This window comes from Fictibacillus phosphorivorans (genome assembly GCF_007673525.1).
Taxonomy (GTDB): Bacteria; Bacillota; Bacilli; order Bacillales; family Fictibacillaceae; genus Fictibacillus; species Fictibacillus phosphorivorans_C.
The window spans coordinates 3,384,711-3,400,674 of record NZ_VDZU01000001.1; the positions used below are offsets into that span (position 1 = coordinate 3,384,711).

Genomic DNA, 15,964 nt, shown 5'->3' on the forward strand with positions numbered 1-15,964 from the left:
CAGGTTGTTCGCTTTCCGCGGGGCAGGCGGTGAGCCACATTCGTACGTTTCACTTTTAAGTGTCTCACCTGCCCGCCTGTCCCGCAGGAGTCTCACACCTTCCACTACAATCAACTTATCAAAGAAGACAATAAAAACGATTAATAGCAAAAAACACTACAACACTGCCTTTATAATAGGGCCTTAATTTTTCGCAAATTCCCCTTGGAACAACGGTTTGTATAACGATCGATTTTCTAGAGCGAACTGCTTATCTGTAAATTCTCCAGGCTGTACCTTTTCGAGTGCGCGGTCCATCATATTCATTCTAGCATCAAAATTATCGATCATATGAAGGATCTCTGCTTCACGAATCAACGGCGCTTTAGGGCTTCCCCACTCAGGTTTACTGTGGTGACTTAAAACTAGATGCTGAAGGACGGTTACTTCTTCTCCTTCGATCTCTAACTCATCTGCCGCCTTTCCGATCTCGTTCACCATGATTGTAATGTGACCGAGCAGCTTTCCTTCGAGTGTGTAAGACGCAGCAACTGGTCCTGACAACTCGATGACTTTTCCAAGGTCATGCAGGATGATTCCAGAATAAAGAAGATCCGTATCTAGAGACGGATAGAGTTTGCTGAATGCTTTTGCCATATCCAACATGGATACAACATGAAAAGCAAGACCTGATACAAACTCATGGTGGTTCTTAACCGCAGCAGGGTATTCTAGAAATTCAGCTTGATGTTTCTTTAATAAGTGTCTTGTGATTCGTTGGATATTTGGATTCTTCATCTCAAATATGTATTTGGTGATCGTCTCTACCATCGCGTCTTGAGATAATGGAGCTGTTTCAAGAAAATCACTAACCTTAACACCATCTAGTTCCGTTGCAGGGCGAATGGCTTTAAGCTTTAACTGCATTTTTCCTCTGTAGTTCCCCATCTCACCAGCTAGTTTTACGATAGCTTGAGCTGCGTAGAGCTCTTCATCTTCTGGTGAACTATCCCATAGTTTTGCCTCCACATCACCTGTTTGATCTTGAAGGATCAGCGTCAAGAATGGTTTACCATTACTTGCCGTCCCTTTTACAGATGATTTGATAAGAAAGAAACCATCTACGACCTCTCCTACCTTATAAAACGCAAGTCCTTTTTTCATCTTTCACCCCGCCTTTCTTTGCTTTAGTATAGCATATCCGTCTATTTAACTACTTGTCGTAACACTCTAGCTGTAAAAATTACAACTAGTGAATGATTCTCTTCTACCTTTTTCTTTTAAGGTTAGTAATCGGAATTTTAATCTGAAAAGCTACACCTTCTGCTCTATTTTCCGCGACAACTCTTCCTCCATGCAATTCCGCAATTCGTTTTACGATAGCAAGGCCCAGCCCAAACTGACCTTTATTTCCTTTACGGAACGGCTGGAAAATCTCTTCTCCAGTCACACCAGTAAGACGTTCTCCATCATTAAACACTTCAATAACAAATTCAGATCCGTTATTAAAAGCAGAGAGTCGAATCGTCTTATGTGCATAACGCAATGCGTTTTGAACTAAATTATCAAGGAGGATACCCCATTGTTCTTTATCGCCGTTCAGATTGTAATGATTACCTGTAATCTCAAAATCTATATCTTCACGCTGATATCTGAAGCGTTCAACAATATCTTCTGCTATGTCACCAAAGTTAAAGTTCTCTTTTGTTAGTACATCAAGTTTCAAAGCATCAAGCTTTGTATAGTACAGCATGTTTTGAACACGCTTTTCCATTCTTTCCGTTTCTTTTAAGATCACGTCCATCATATCTTCCGTTGTATCTTTCGGCATGATGCCATCTTTTACAGATTGAGCGTAGCTCTTAATCGTCATAATAGGTGTCTTTAATTCGTGAGAAGCGTGCTGAATAAACGTTTTTTGTGCATGGTCATGTCTTAACAAGTTTTGACGCATCTCTTCAAACTGCTTGGAAAGAATATAGAATTCATCATCACCCTTCCAATGAAACGGCTCTTGCCAGTTGCGTTTAGCGATCTGTTCGAACCGCTTTCCTAAGATGGTGAGTGGCGATCGTAAATACCGCGCTAACCAAATCGCAGGAATGATTGAGAATATGCCTGTGAACAATAAGATCAGTACGAGTCTTAGCCATAATCTGTTGACCATTTGATCGCGATACGTATCCCACATATAAGAGATTAAGTATACCTTTTCGCCTTTTACGTTCGTCTTTGTTGTGATTGCATAGAACAAGGTCGCATCTTCGTACGTTAACTCGTAACGACCTTTATTCTTCTTTTGGTTGTATGCTTTTTCAGCCATCTCATAAAGAACTTCTTCAGGTACAGGGTCACCTTGTGAGTTGGCATACTTGTCAACAATCACAACATGTCCAACATCACGAGCTGCATTCCTTCTCTCAATAAAATCAGTTGGAGACTCCCCTTCTCTAGGAAGCTGATTATTGGGATCCCAGACATTCTGCTGTTCGTTCTCAATGATTCGATACGTTTCTTCAGTCAGCGTGTCTTTAATGGAAAGCGGATAGATGATCGCGGTTAAGAGACCAATCGTAAATATCAGCAGACCGAATGAAAGCCATATCCGCTGAGTTAGATTTAAGCGTATCATGACGGTATGATCCTATAACCAGCTCCGTAAACGGTCTCTAAGTTCAATCGAGGCATCTTCTTACGAACGCGTCTGATGACATCATCCACAGCACGTTCAGATCCGAAATAATCGTCTCCCCACACATATTCTAGAATCTCTTCTCGCTTACGAGACTTCCCTTTATTCTCAATCAAATAAAGAAGAACATCGATCTCTTTTCCTGTAAGATTGATCATCTCACCATCACGTGTGATCTTTCTTGAGATTGGATCGATCATATATCCTGTAATTTCAATCGTTTGTGGCAAGCGGTTACCGGTTTCATAGATTCTTGTTAACAGTTTTCTTACGCGAATAACGAGCTCTCTTGGCATGAAAGGCTTTGCTAAATAATCATCACTGCCCAGCTCAAGTCCAACGATTCGATCCAAGTCTTGGTCTCTCGCAGAAACAAAAATAACAGGGATGTCTGAAGCTTTCTTGATCTCTTTAATAATTTCATAGCCATCCATACCTGGCAGCATAATATCTAATATCCAAAGGTGCGGTTTGTTTTCTTCCGCACTTTTCAAAGCATCTTCTCCATTGTGAAAAACCGAAACGCTCCAGCCTTCTTTTTCCATATAGGCTTTCAGCACTTGAGCAAGATCTTGTTCATCCTCTACTAAGTAAATGGAATACTCATTTGACATGAGCCATTCCCCTCCTTTGGTTACATTTCAGCGATAACAGATTGATGTGGCCAATGTATGACAGGGACTGCCGAAACCGTAGATGCAATATGTTTATGACAGGTAAAGAATAACACCTGCCGATCAAACGCCGTTTCTTGTATCAGTTGTAATGTTCGCTTTGTCCTTAACCCATCAAAGTTAACCGCAATATCATCCATTAAAATCGGGAAGTCTCTTGGTCCGGCATGATAAGCTACTGCTAATCGGATAGCCAAATACACCTGTTCAGCAGTACCTCGACTTAACTCATGCGGATAAAAACCTAAGCCATCCCCATTTAAAACCATCAATTCATTATTATCTGTGAATGTGATAGATTGATATTCACTTTCTGTTATTTTACTAAAATAAACACTCGAAGTCTCTAAAACCGCTGGCAGCTTTGTTTTTTGATAATCTTCCTTCACTTTTGAAAGTGCATGCTGTGCCAGACGTAAGCTTGCCCACTTCTTCACTAGCGTGTTCCATTCTTCTTTAAGTATCTCATATCGATGCAGGTTCTCTGAGTAACTGCCATCTTCAAGCAGTTTCGTTAATTCCCAATCCAATTTCCCTTTAGCTTCTACCTTCTCGTCGTACCGTTTTTGCTTTTCTTGCACCTGTTCTTCCAAGATTGAAAGTTGATGAAGGGTTGTTTCATAATTCACCGTTACTTTTTCTGCCATCATTACGATTTCATCATTTGAAAATCCTAACGATATAAATTGATTATAAAGCGTTTCACGTTCTTCTTTTAGCTTGCCGAACCGTTCCTTGTTCTTACCTTTTACATAAAAGTCCGCTTCGTTGCTAACTTTAGCTGCATCCCATAGACTGCGGATTTGAATATCTATAAATGAAATCTTTTTCTGAAGCTCATTCTTCCGCTCGCTGAGTTCTTTTTTGTTTTGCTGTATGTGATCTGCTCTCGACTGATTTTTAAGTTGCTTCTCTAATTCTGCATAACAAGAGTTGATCCAGCTTTTCGTATCTTCCTGGAGTTCTTCACCTAATGCAAGCGATAGTGAGGAAGCCTTCTTCTCATAACTGCTTTGCTTAAATTCTATATCCTGCACTTTATTCTCTGCATCATTTCGCTGTCTTAATAACTCTTTAAGCTGAAGCACTCGTTTCATATAACCTGAAACAAAAAGACGATCCAACTTCCCTCTGTATCCTTGATCAGACGCCCATCGTTTCGCATGGTCCCAGACAGATGCTTCTTCCACCTCTAAATAATCCAGACGTTTAGCAAGCTGTACATAAATGTTGTTTTCATTAGAAAGTTGTAATGAGAGATCAAGCCATTGTTTCCTATGAACCTCATCTACTAACAATCGCTGATGTACGTGTTTTGGCATCTCGTCACCAGACTGATTCCTCTTTAAATACAGAAAACTTAGTACTAGAGCTGTAATCAGTAGCAGCACTCCTCCAAGCACGACAGGAGGATGGTTTGAAACCCAGCCCGACCATACGAGTAAGAGGGAAGAAAGAATGGGTAATAGTGTTGCGTAAACAGGAATCTTTCGAGTTTCTTTATGATTGGAATGCTGATACTTTGCATATTCTTCTTCAGAAAGAAGGTTCTTCTTTTGTTTTGCTTCTTCCGTTTCTAATCGCTCCAACTTCACTCTAGATTCCTCGAGCTCGTCTTCTAACCTACTTTTTTTATCTTGAATCTGCTCATTCTGCCTGATTAAATCTTCAAGAAAATGAAGCGATGATAAAGACAGTGAAAGTTCCTTGAGTTCTTTTCCAGACCAAGCTTCACCGATTTCATCATAAAGCTCTCTTTCTTCTTTTCTTAACGACTGAATGTGGCGTTGTAGCTCTTGAAGCTGGTTGAAAAGATGTTCATATTCAGGAAGTAAGTTAAACAAACGTTTAATCTCTGTTTCATACTGTATGATATTTTCATTACTTATGATGGATCCGAGCTCACCTTCAGCATCTTGAATACGGCTATCAACGTAAGTAAAGTCATTTTTCAAGCGTGACAATTCTTTTCGTAACTCCTCATATTGTTGAAGACCGTTCTCTGGAAAAGAATATGATTCAGAATCAAAAGAGCGAATCTCGACATCAAGCTGCTTGTACCTTTGTAATACGGGCTTTAATTCGAGCAGCCTCTTGTTTGAGAGAAGTTCGGTTTGAAGCTCTGTAAGTATTTGTTTAATTACTTCTAGATCCTTTTCATGGCCATCTTTCTCGTTCGTTAACGCTTGATAACTCTCATTTTTTTCTTTTAAGAGTTGCAGGGATTTTGCTGCAGATGATAGCTGTTCTAATCTTTCATTAATGATTGGTTTTTTACCTGCCTTTTTAAATAAGAGGGCTTGTTTCTTTTCAAAGGTTTGTTCGATGTCTAATAGATCACGGTCACCTGAGATCGCGGTGCTTAATAAAAAGTTGCCAAGTTCTTCCGATGATAACTTGTCTAATTTTTGTAATCCATCTAGTCCAAAGCAAAAAGCACCCGTATACAAAGATTGTTCCATTCCGTCCAACAATTGTAGCAAAAATGTCTCTTCTTTCTGTTGACCGCTGTCATCATAAAGCCTTAGATCACCGGTTACAGTTGAACGTGCAACTCTTTCAATCGTCCATGTTCCGTGTACCTGATGATGAATGGTAATCTTACCACCCATTCTGTTTCCGTCTTTCGGTTCATAGCGGCGTTGATTTTGACTTTTTGTAGGAAAACCGTAGAACATACATTTAATAAAGTCCATCAAAGTAGTTTTTCCGGCTTCGTTTTCTCCGTAAAGAATCTGCAGCCCTTTATTTTCGAAGGAAATTTTACAATCCTTTAATCCACCGAAATGATAGATATGTAGGGTAACGAGTTTCATCTTTTCACCTACCTGTTTTTATGAAGTTCAGATAATAACAATTGTTCTGCTTGTTGTTTAATATCTTCCCAATCTTGTTCGTTCAACTCTATGTATTTTCTAGCTGTTCTGTGTGTAGATAACTCTGAGATCGCTATTTGCAATTCTGTGTCATCCTCTAAAATACTCTGTAGATCTTGAAAAAAGGCTGACTGTTTCATGGACTGTTCCTCTTGAAGAGATGGACTTGTTACATTCTTGATCGCAACAACATGTACAAAAGAAGAGTCATAATCTTCTTCACGCAAGATTTCTTCTAGATCTTCTATGAATGTTCCATCCAAAAGCTCATGATAAAGCTGTGTTTGACCCGTCAACTTTAAGACGAGGAGTACACCTTTATTTTGTTGCAGATAAGTGCTGATCTTTTTTTCGCACAAAAAGATCACTTCTTGCAGACTATCAACCTCTGTTAAATCAACTCGGCATTCCTGCCAATCGATTTCAGACGTGGAGTAAAACTGACTTTTTACTTCATTATGGTTTAATGTAACGATGTAACCACCTTTTTCACCTAGTTCTCCACTATGTCTGCCTTGTATATTCCCTGAATAACGAACGGGTGGTTCGAGATTTAGATCGATTCGTTTATGAATGTGGCCGAGTGCCCAATAATCGTAGCCTTTTTTTAGAAGCTCTGTTAGTAAAAATGGTGCATATCTGCTGTGTCCGCTATAACCATCAGCCTGTCCATGCAAAATACCGATATGATAAAGATCATCTCTTTTTTCTGGATAGTGTAATGTTCGATCATCTGTGACCGCTGCGGTCTCATAACTAAATCCGTGCAGAGCTGCTACTACTCTTCCCTGTTTTTCAAAATGAAGAGTCTGAATGTGGCTGCCATAAAAAAAGTGCACATTGCTTGGCCATTCAAGATCTACCCATTGTCCATCTAACGGATCATGATTGCCATGAACAACATATACATTTATGTTGTGACTGTTCAATTTCATGAAACAATTTTTCAAAAACGACTGAGCTTTTAAACTTCGGTTCCCACTGTCATAAAGGTCACCTGCAATTACTACAAAATCTACTTCTTCTGAGATTGCCAGATCGATAAGCCGTTTAAAGGATACGAACGTGCTATCAAAAAGTCGCTGAAAAAGCCTCTCAGGCAACGAGGAAAGTCCTTTGAACGGACTATCTAGATGAAGATCTGCACAATGTAAAAACTTTATCATTTCACTCATCCTCTTTTTCTACCATTCTTCCCTTCATTTTAACATATATACGAAAGCACGTTCGCTTGTGAACGCGTAAAAAAGAGAGCACGAGGCTCTCTTTTTTAGATTAGATGTCGGTTGTGTTTTTCTTCTCTTGCTTCGATAAAAGAAGAGCTTGCTTGAACAACTTCAGGGACGGTGCGTTTCCGTACATTAATACACCACCGCGATACACACGAGCACCAATTATAGCAAACAAGAAGATAGCTCCGACTAGGACGCTGATTCCTAGTGCTACTTCCCAAACTGGTAATGAAAGCATCCCTACACGAAGCAGCATGAGCATCGGTGTGAACAGCGGGAAGTAGGATGCAGCAGCAACGAAACCAGACTCTGGGTTTTCTCTGCCGAACATAGCGATCATGAATGCCGCTACGATGACAATCACTACAGGTGTCATTAAATTATTAACTTCTTCAACTCTGCTGATCAATGAACCCAGCATCGCAAATAGAGTTGAGTAGAGGAAGAATCCTAAAATGAAAAACACAAGAGCATAGATGATTAATGAGGTTGGAATCTCATTCAACTTTAATTCATTTATGATACTCTCACTTCCGCTAAGCTGTCCGTTCAATTTAACAGCAAGAAATCCTCCCGCAACAAACAAAGCAAGCTGAGTTAATGCGACGAGTACGATACCAAAGATCTTCCCAAACATTTGTGTCACAGGCGATACAGAAGAAATCAGGATTTCCATAACACGTGAAGATTTTTCTGTTGCTACCTCTACGGCGATCATACTTCCATACATCATGACGGCCATGTACATGAAAAATAGGACCACGTACACTAAGATATATACTTGTGCTGCTTCTTCCTCACTTTTCGCTGAATCTGACAATGACTCCTTTGCAAAAGTAACCGGAGAATAAATAGCAGCGAGCTGTTCTTGGTTCAATCCAATGGACTCGGCAGCTGATTTGTTCTTAATCTGTTGCAGGGCCAACTCTACATCCGCAATCAGGCTCTGCTGTGTTACATCTTCTGCTTTATAAGTTCCTGTAATGATGCCTGAAGCATCTTTATCCAGAATTAAAAGTCCTTCAATTTTACCATCAAGTACTGCTTTTTCTGCTTCACTTTCCGATTTCGTAAACGCTTCTGCTTTCAAATCATCATTTGTTTGCTTAAGTTGTGTTTGAAGAGCTGGAAGTGTCTCTCCTGTTCGGTCAATAACCCCAATTTTAGAAGCCTCATCTTCACCGAACATTTTTGTGATCTCGTTCATATTCGTTATGACAAATAACAAACCGATTGTAATCAATGTAGTGATCAGGAATGGTTTCGATTTAATTTTAGATCGGTATGTATGCATCATTACCGTCATAAATTTACTCATGAACTACACCTACTTTCTCGATGAAGATATCATTTAAGGAAGGTTCCTCAAGTTCAAACTTTCTTACAAATCCTTTTGATTGAATAGCTTGGAATAAATCCTTTGCTACTTCTTCTCGTTCAATTTGAAGAATGATTCCGTCTCCTGTTGTACGATGCTTAATAACTCCAGCCGTATCTTTCAGATAAATTAGATCAAAGTCTGCTTTAACAGATACGTTCTTTTTCCCAAAAGATCGTTTGATTTCTTTTAGATTTCCTTGAACAACTGACTTTCCTCTATGCATGATACAAAGATGCTGACATAGTTCTTCTACATGCTCCATTCGGTGAGAGGAGAAAACAATCGTCGTTCCTTCTTTTTTAAGCTCATTAACAGCACTCTTTAGAAGCTCAACGTTCACAGGGTCTAGTCCGCTAAACGGTTCATCTAAGATCAAAAGTTCCGGACGATGAAGAACAGCCGCGATGAACTGAATTTTTTGCTGATTTCCTTTAGACAACGCTTCTACCTTCTTATTCAAATACTCTTCTGCTCCGAAGCGCTTCAACCACTTATCCGTCTGTTCTTGAATTTGTGATCGCGTCATACCACGCAACTGCCCGAGATAGATCAACTGCTCTCTAACTGTCAGCTTTGGATACAATCCTCTTTCTTCGGGTAGATACCCTATAAGATCGCTCGTCTCATACGAGATTTCTTTATCGTTCCATGTAATTCTTCCTTGTGATGGTGTTAATAATCCTAAGATCATTCGAAATGTCGTTGTTTTTCCCGCACCATTCGCACCTAACAAACCAAAGATCTCACCTCTAGGAATCTGTAAGTTAATTCCGTCAACGGCTGTAAAACTACCAAACTGTTTCCTTACTTCGTTAATGGTCAACATGACTATATCCCTCCCGCTGTAAAATATACCATATATTCCTAGTACGCGGGGTAATAGCTTAAGTTTCATATAAATTCTTAAGTTTAAGGCAGGAAAAATTCGTCGAATGTTGAAATCCAATTTAGATACGAAAGGAGTTCGATCATCATGAATACATACGCACTAACTGCATACGAAAGTAATGGTGAAAAAATATTGGATGAAACAATTTCTGCACAGAGCGACTCTGAAGCAAAAGAGCAAGGAGAAGCCCGTTTGGCTGAACTGAACATGCAAGAAAAAACGCATCGTCTGACTTCACCAAAGGGACAGTTGCTTCTTTTCCATCGCTAATGAAACTCATGGAAACGAGGGAGAAAACAGTGAGTGAAGTGATTCTACGAGAAGCTCGATACGATGACAGTTATGAACTTTCTTATTTAATGGGAGAGCTCGGTTATCCAACCAAGCCAGAAGAGATGACAGAGCGATTAGAAACGCTGCTTCCTAATCCGGCTTATGCTTGTTTTGTGGCTTGTGTAAACGACCAAGTGATTGGGATGATCGGCCTTGCAAAAGGTATATATTTTGAAAAAAACGGCTGCTATGCACGTATTACTGCTCTAGTGGTAAGTGAAGAATTCAGAGGAAACGGTATAGGCAAGGAACTTGTTCGTTATGGGGAAGAATGGGCAAAAGAACAAGGTTGTACGGCGATCCTGCTTAATAGTGGAAAACAAAGAACGGATACGCATGAGTTCTATCGTAGTCTAGATTATGATGATACAGGGTTGCGGTTCATTAAAGTGATGCTTTAATTATCAGCCGCTTAAAATTTTTCATTTAGAAGCAAGAAGATCGAGGAAGTGATGTTTTTGAGGAGCGGAGTGTAGTCCTCCTACATGAGCACCGAGAAAACAAAATCGACGAAGAGATTCGCCGCTTATCAATGAATAAAGATAAAACCGGATGCTGGATCTAGCACCCGGTTTTTCCTATTTATCCGTTCAATTCTTTGACCCCGTTATATCTTGTTGTCTATTTTAAGTTAACCCACACACTCTTAACTTCTGTGTAGTTGTTTAATGCATAAGATCCCATTTCACGTCCGATACCTGATTGCTTGTATCCGCCGAATGGTGAAGCAGCATCAAACGCATTATAGCAGTTCACCCATACCGTACCAGCACGAAGCTTGTTCGATACATAATGAGCTGTTTTTAAATTCTCTGTCCATAGTCCTGCAGCAAGACCATACTCAGAGTCGTTTGCACGTGAAATCACATCATCCAAGTCTTCAAACGGCATTGCAGCCACAACTGGTCCGAAGATCTCTTCTTTTGCGATCGTCATCTTATCATCTACATCAGCGAAGATTGTCGGCTCAACAAAGTATCCTTTGTCAAATGGAGTTGTTCCTCCTGTTAACAATTCTGCACCCTCATCTTGTCCTTTTTGAATATATCCAAGAACGCGGTTATGCTGTTCTTTAGATACGAGCGGCCCCATCGTTGTATCTGGATCTAATCCAGGACCTTGCTTAATTTTCTTCGCATGAGACACAAGGTCTGCCACTACATTATCAAATGATTTCTTTTGAATATATAAACGTGATCCCGCACAGCAAACTTGTCCTTGGTTGAACATGATTCCGCTTAAGGCACCAGGAACTGCACGGCTCATGTCAGCATCAGGCAAGATAATATTTGGTGATTTACCACCAAGCTCAAGCGTTACACGCTTCAAAGAGTTAGACGCATTACGCATGATCAACTTTCCAACTTCAGTAGAACCTGTAAATGCGATCTTGTCCACGTTTGGATGATCAACTAGCGCTGCACCTGTTTCACCAGCACCCGTTACAACGTTTAACACACCTTCTGGGAACCCAGCTTCATGTGCTAATTTTGCCAAGTAGAGTGCTGAAAGAGGTGTTTGCTCAGCCGGCTTCAGTACGACCGTACATCCCGTCGCAAGTGCTGCACCAAGCTTCCAAGCAGCCATCAATAATGGGAAGTTCCAAGGAATGATCTGTCCAACTACACCAAGCGCTTCATGACGCGTATAGTTAAAGAAGCTTCCTGCTACAGGAATCGTCTGCCCTACGATTTTCGTTGACCAACCAGCATAATAGCGGAAATGTTCGATCGCGAGCGGAACATCCGCATTCATCGTTTCACGGATCGGCTTCCCGTTATCCAATGTATCAAGCTGTGCTAATTCTTCTTTATTCTCTTCCATTAATTCTGCTAATTTGTAGATCAAGTAGCTTCGCTTTGAAGCAGGCATCTTTGACCAGTAACCTGTTTCAAAAGCTGCTCTTGCTGCTTTTACGGCTTTATCGATATCTTCAGTTCCACCTTCAGATACAACTGCTAAAACTTCTCCAGTTGAAGGGTTTAACGTTTCAAATGTTTTTCCGCTAGCTGAGCTGACCCATTCCCCATTAATAAAATGCTTTTTCGTTCCGTTAAGAAACTCGGCCACCTTTGGTCTTAATTGAAGGTCTAAAGTTTTTTCCATTTGAATCCTCCCTTTACATTGTGGTTCTTACATAAATATTATTCGTCACGATTCATGTAAACCCTTTCATTTTCTACATTTGTAATAAAACTGAAACGTTTTTTACGAAATTCGACGGGAGGTGTCGAAAGTACTCTATTTGTATGTAATCAATGGACAGACCATCAGGGTTTAGGAATCGCTCATAAATCCCTAGAATCGCTCACAAATCTCTAGAATCGCTCACAAATTTCAAGAACTGCTCACAAATCTCAAGAATCGCTCACAAATGCCCACATATGCCCTTCTCCACTTTTACCTACAAAAAAAGACTCCTCTCAGACAAAATGTCTAAAAAGAGCCCTCTTTTACTAATAGACTATCTTTTCATCGTCTGGAAGCGCATCTGCTTGCGGAACACTTCTTTTATCATGTACGGAACGCCTAGCTGGTCGTTTGTACGCGTGATCCACTTTGCTTTTCTCTTCACTTCATCAGGTGCGTTTGCCATCGCTACCCCTAGACCTGCAAATTCAATCATATCTAGATCGTTATACGAATCCCCGATCGCTACCATCTCATTTGGAGCGATCTCTAGTTTCTCACCAAGGTACCTTAAGGCATTTCCTTTTGTTACTTTTTTTGCTGTGATCTCCAACTGACATTTTGCCGATGAAGAATACTCAAAGTCTGGCATATGTTCTTTTAAATACTTCATTGCAGAATCGCATTCTTTCTCATCAAAGAACTGTACATCCATCTTTGGCGGTGCCACTTCTTGTGAGAGAACATAGTCTCCCAGATTCTCTGTAAAAGATACTGGGTAGAACAGCGGATCACCCGTGCTTAATGTTAATTTCGCAACGAGCTGACTTTTTTGCTTGAGTTGATTTCCTACGGAGAAGCGCTCATGGACTACGCGCATGTGGCATTCGTAATTTCCAAGAACTTCTACTAATCTATAAGTATCCTCGACCGATAACCTTTTCTCTTGAAGAGGTTCATCAAGAGATGAAGCAATGAATCCACCATTATGACTGATCAAATAACTGTCGATCTTTAACGCTTTTGCTATCTTTTGTGTAGATGGAAAACTCCTGCCCGAAGCGAGTGTGACATAGACCCCTTTTTGCTGCACATAATCAATGGCTTCTTTCGTTTCTTTATCGATACGGAAATTGCTTCGCAGTAGGGTTCCGTCGATGTCAATCGCTAGTAAACGGTATACCATGATGCGCTCCCCCCATTTCGCGAAAATATAGTATAAGAACTCGTGTTAAGTTTATGACCTTGAAACATGCTTTAGAACGCGGACAAACCTAAGAAATATTAGGCAAAAGAAAAAACCCCTGCTACAAAAGTAACAGGGGGTTAGATCAGCATATTATTATTGCTGTTGTCCTTCTTCTTCAACCATTGGTCCGTAAAGCTCTTCCAGTGGCTTTGTGATCACTTTATTTAGATCATTGATGATCATGCTCATACGTTGCTCTGCTGCCATAAGCTTTGAGATCGTTTCGTTCTGCTGTACATCAGCAAAAAGCTTTTGAGCTTCTTCAATCTCTTCAGGAGTCACTTCTTGGCCGTTCATTTGTTTTTGTTGAAGATTTACTTGAATATCACGGAATTTACCGAAAAGTTCTTTCGTTTCCGGATTGTTATTTACTTCATCATAGCTTTGTTTTAAAGCTGTAAAGTCCTCACTATTGCGCAATGCTTTTTCTAAGTCGTAAGCAACATCGTATACGTTTGACATTGGTAAAATACCTCCTATTGATTAACTACGGTACCCACTATAACAGACTCTACAAAAATAGTACAAGGATACCTTGAAATACACCGATAATTCCGCCTAACAATGCTCCTAGCCATGTTATCATCTTAAGTTCACTTTTTGCGATTGATATGATGATTTCCTCTAGACGCTCTAGAGAAAAGGCCTCAACCTGTTCTTCCACGATTTTAGCAAGATGCATCTTTTCAAGCAGCATTTCTAATCGATCGACAAATAGATCTAGACCTGCAGATACTGCTTTTGGTGTTAGGTCATCAATAATCCAGCTCTCAACCGAACTCGCTAATGAAGATACAGGTGTGTTTAAATACTCTTCGATAGGAAGTCTAGCTGTAATTTCTTTTGCTAAACCTGTAGTAATCTCAGGCAGTTTCAGCAGCCCTAGTGCCTCTTCTGTTCTTTTTTCCATAAAGTTTCGGTATTCTTGCTGAAGAAGACTCAGCATGGTATCACGTGTATTTTCATGTTTCATGAACTTGATCAGTTCCGGTTGTACTTTGTCTGCAAGACTAACATTACCAAAAAACATAGATACCATATTAACGAGCATCCCTTTATCCATTAGGAAAGCATCAATGCCACTCGCAAGTGATTTCCGGCCTTCTTCACTTTCTAAATAAGTAACCCCTTTGTTCAAGAGCCAATCTACGACTTCTGGTAATTTTTCTTCCCCTCTGGCAACAAATTTTTCTGGCAGAACATCTTTCATTTCCTTACCATTTGATTCTTGAAGCATTCTATTCATTCGAGAACTCAGCCATGCCTCGGTTGTTGCTTGGATTCTGTTCTGAACATCATCCACACCAAAATCTTGTTTAAGCAGATCACTGATCGTCATATCACTCTTTAAGAAGCGTTTCAGTTCTACTTGAACAAGTTCAGTCATCTCTTTGCGAAATACGTTGTCGTTAATTTTCGCTTGTACACCTTCTGCGGTTAATAGATGCTTGGTTACGGTCTCACCCAGCTGCACGGCGAGTTGTTTTCTACGCTTCGGTATGAGTCCAGGTGTAAATGGAACTCGATATTTACCAATGTATAATGTAGTAAACGGTCTAAATAACATTCGGATTGCAATGGAGTTTGTTAGACCACCAATAAACGCACCGACGATCGCCATAATAGAAATTGAAATCCATATATCCATATTTTTGTCTCCATTACTCTAGATTCTATTTTCCTAGTAAATGTGAATTATGATTGCGCTAGCTATTTTAGCTCCCCTTTTGGAAGGATATCCACATAATAAAAACGATCTTCATTACTGAACATATCTTTTACCATTCTCGTCTCACCTAACGTATACGTAACAGGAAAGGCAAAGTTCGGTCCATCAAAAACAAACGTGTGAAATTCTCCGTTCTCACCACATATATCATGTTTCTTCGGATAGTCTTCTATAAACTGCTCGTCTATGACACGGCCAGTAAAAGAGGCATCTATTTTTAATGTATCTGAGCAGCACACAACAGTCTTAAATCCTTCACTCAAAAACTCCTCAATAATTTGCTCAGAACTCTCACCCCATATTGGAAAAAATGGTGTGATTCCTGTACCTTCTAACATGTTTTCGCGATATTTTTTTACATCTTCTAAAAAAATATCCCCAAACATGATGTGCTGTATACCATCAGCCTTAATGTTGTCAACAGCTTGTTCTATTCTTTGTTGGTACATATCATTCGAACAATCTTTAGGGATCCAAACTGCTCGGAGAGGTAAACCAAGTGATTTAGCCTGCATTTCTAAAAGTTCATTTCGAACGCCATGCATGGTTGTCCGATCGTAGTCTTCTGTTAATGTTGTTAGTAAGGAATCGATCTCCCAATCTGCCGACTTCTGCAGTCGATACAGAGCTAATATAGAATCTTTTCCACCACTGAATGAAACGACAATTTTTTTCTTCATCTAGAACCCTCCCTATATAACGATTTAGGAGGCAATACGAACTCATAGCCTTCTAGTTTTAATTCAGAAATCAATTCATCTAAAATTTCTACGGTTTGCTTTAATTCATGAAGAAGAATA

The 15,964-nt window shown here is 39.9% G+C and carries 14 protein-coding genes; 2 read left to right on the forward strand and 12 right to left on the reverse strand.

Annotation, left to right across the window (positions count from 1 at the left end):
* Positions 1 to 183: 183 nt before the first annotated feature.
* The 7 genes from yhaM to FS458_RS17035 all read right to left on the reverse strand — a co-directional run bounded on the left by yhaM (position 184) and on the right by FS458_RS17035 (position 9,660).
* Positions 184 to 1,143, reverse strand: coding sequence for a 3'-5' exoribonuclease YhaM (yhaM, locus tag FS458_RS17005; RefSeq protein WP_137790544.1), 960 nt, complete (start codon positions 1,141 to 1,143; stop codon positions 184 to 186).
* A gap of 103 nt (positions 1,144 to 1,246) precedes the next feature.
* Complete coding sequence (locus tag FS458_RS17010) at positions 1,247 to 2,611, reverse strand: HAMP domain-containing sensor histidine kinase (RefSeq protein WP_144702890.1); 1,365 nt, start codon at positions 2,609 to 2,611, stop codon at positions 1,247 to 1,249.
* The gene (locus tag FS458_RS17015) at positions 2,608 to 3,285 is read right to left on the reverse strand and encodes a response regulator transcription factor (protein WP_144702893.1); all 678 of its coding nucleotides are present in this window, start codon (positions 3,283 to 3,285) and stop codon (positions 2,608 to 2,610) included. Before FS458_RS17015 ends, FS458_RS17010 begins: the two co-directional genes overlap by 4 nt.
* Before the next feature lie 20 nt (positions 3,286 to 3,305).
* Entirely contained in the window at positions 3,306 to 6,161 is a 2,856-nt protein-coding gene (locus FS458_RS17020; RefSeq protein WP_144702896.1) for an ATP-binding protein, read from the reverse strand.
* Between the two features lie 8 nt (positions 6,162 to 6,169).
* Positions 6,170 to 7,387: a metallophosphoesterase family protein gene (locus tag FS458_RS17025; protein ID WP_186320599.1), complete on the reverse strand. Its 1,218-nt coding sequence runs from the start codon at positions 7,385 to 7,387 to the stop codon at positions 6,170 to 6,172.
* Between the two features lie 109 nt (positions 7,388 to 7,496).
* Positions 7,497 to 8,771: an ABC transporter permease gene (locus FS458_RS17030; protein ID WP_144702902.1), complete on the reverse strand. Its 1,275-nt coding sequence runs from the start codon at positions 8,769 to 8,771 to the stop codon at positions 7,497 to 7,499.
* Positions 8,764 to 9,660 (reverse strand): ABC transporter ATP-binding protein, encoded by an 897-nt coding sequence (locus tag FS458_RS17035; protein WP_144702905.1) that lies wholly within the window; start codon positions 9,658 to 9,660, stop codon positions 8,764 to 8,766. The genes FS458_RS17030 and FS458_RS17035 overlap by 8 nt, the downstream gene beginning before the upstream one ends.
* A gap of 147 nt (positions 9,661 to 9,807) precedes the next feature.
* On the opposite strand from FS458_RS17035, the gene FS458_RS17040 reads away from it, so the two are divergent.
* Positions 9,808 to 9,993: a YhzD family protein gene (locus tag FS458_RS17040; RefSeq protein ID WP_137790551.1), complete on the forward strand. Its 186-nt coding sequence runs from the start codon at positions 9,808 to 9,810 to the stop codon at positions 9,991 to 9,993.
* A 29-nt stretch (positions 9,994 to 10,022) separates the two neighbouring features.
* A complete protein-coding gene (locus FS458_RS17045) occupies positions 10,023 to 10,457 on the forward strand; it encodes a GNAT family N-acetyltransferase (RefSeq protein WP_260858730.1) in 435 nt (144 codons plus the stop codon).
* A 220-nt stretch (positions 10,458 to 10,677) separates the two neighbouring features.
* On the opposite strand, the gene FS458_RS17050 is transcribed toward FS458_RS17045, so the two are convergent.
* The 5 genes from FS458_RS17050 to FS458_RS17070 all read right to left on the reverse strand — a co-directional run bounded on the left by FS458_RS17050 (position 10,678) and on the right by FS458_RS17070 (position 15,844).
* On the reverse strand, positions 10,678 to 12,162 hold the full coding sequence (locus tag FS458_RS17050; RefSeq protein ID WP_144702908.1) for an aldehyde dehydrogenase family protein: 1,485 nt from the start codon (positions 12,160 to 12,162) through the stop codon (positions 10,678 to 10,680).
* A 358-nt stretch (positions 12,163 to 12,520) separates the two neighbouring features.
* A complete protein-coding gene (locus FS458_RS17055) occupies positions 12,521 to 13,372 on the reverse strand; it encodes a Cof-type HAD-IIB family hydrolase (protein ID WP_144702911.1) in 852 nt (283 codons plus the stop codon).
* A 156-nt stretch (positions 13,373 to 13,528) separates the two neighbouring features.
* The gene (locus FS458_RS17060; RefSeq protein WP_144702914.1) at positions 13,529 to 13,897 is read right to left on the reverse strand and encodes a YlbF family regulator; all 369 of its coding nucleotides are present in this window, start codon (positions 13,895 to 13,897) and stop codon (positions 13,529 to 13,531) included.
* Between the two features lie 49 nt (positions 13,898 to 13,946).
* Entirely contained in the window at positions 13,947 to 15,083 is a 1,137-nt protein-coding gene (locus tag FS458_RS17065) for a DUF445 domain-containing protein (RefSeq protein ID WP_144702916.1), read from the reverse strand.
* 62 nt (positions 15,084 to 15,145) lie between these two features.
* Positions 15,146 to 15,844 (reverse strand): diphthine--ammonia ligase, encoded by a 699-nt coding sequence (locus FS458_RS17070; RefSeq protein WP_144702919.1) that lies wholly within the window; start codon positions 15,842 to 15,844, stop codon positions 15,146 to 15,148.
* Positions 15,845 to 15,964 lie beyond the last annotated feature (120 nt).

What these genes read in the sequence shown, in the direction of transcription:
- yhaM (WP_137790544.1), bottom strand. Translation starts at nt 1,143, where the DNA reads ATGAAAAAAGGACTTGCGTTTTATAAGGTAGGAGAGGTCGTAGATGGT.
- FS458_RS17010 (WP_144702890.1), bottom strand. Translation starts at nt 2,611, where the DNA reads ATGATACGCTTAAATCTAACTCAGCGGATATGGCTTTCATTCGGTCTG.
- FS458_RS17015 (WP_144702893.1), bottom strand. Translation starts at nt 3,285, where the DNA reads ATGTCAAATGAGTATTCCATTTACTTAGTAGAGGATGAACAAGATCTT.
- FS458_RS17020 (WP_144702896.1), bottom strand. Translation starts at nt 6,161, where the DNA reads ATGAAACTCGTTACCCTACATATCTATCATTTCGGTGGATTAAAGGAT.
- FS458_RS17025 (WP_186320599.1), bottom strand. Translation starts at nt 7,387, where the DNA reads ATGATAAAGTTTTTACATTGTGCAGATCTTCATCTAGATAGTCCGTTC.
- FS458_RS17030 (WP_144702902.1), bottom strand. Translation starts at nt 8,771, where the DNA reads ATGAGTAAATTTATGACGGTAATGATGCATACATACCGATCTAAAATT.
- FS458_RS17035 (WP_144702905.1), bottom strand. Translation starts at nt 9,660, where the DNA reads ATGTTGACCATTAACGAAGTAAGGAAACAGTTTGGTAGTTTTACAGCC.
- FS458_RS17040 (WP_137790551.1), top strand. Translation starts at nt 9,808, where the DNA reads ATGAATACATACGCACTAACTGCATACGAAAGTAATGGTGAAAAAATA.
- FS458_RS17050 (WP_144702908.1), bottom strand. Translation starts at nt 12,162, where the DNA reads ATGGAAAAAACTTTAGACCTTCAATTAAGACCAAAGGTGGCCGAGTTT.
- FS458_RS17055 (WP_144702911.1), bottom strand. Translation starts at nt 13,372, where the DNA reads ATGGTATACCGTTTACTAGCGATTGACATCGACGGAACCCTACTGCGA.
- FS458_RS17060 (WP_144702914.1), bottom strand. Translation starts at nt 13,897, where the DNA reads ATGTCAAACGTATACGATGTTGCTTACGACTTAGAAAAAGCATTGCGC.
- FS458_RS17065 (WP_144702916.1), bottom strand. Translation starts at nt 15,083, where the DNA reads ATGGATATATGGATTTCAATTTCTATTATGGCGATCGTCGGTGCGTTT.
- FS458_RS17070 (WP_144702919.1), bottom strand. Translation starts at nt 15,844, where the DNA reads ATGAAGAAAAAAATTGTCGTTTCATTCAGTGGTGGAAAAGATTCTATA.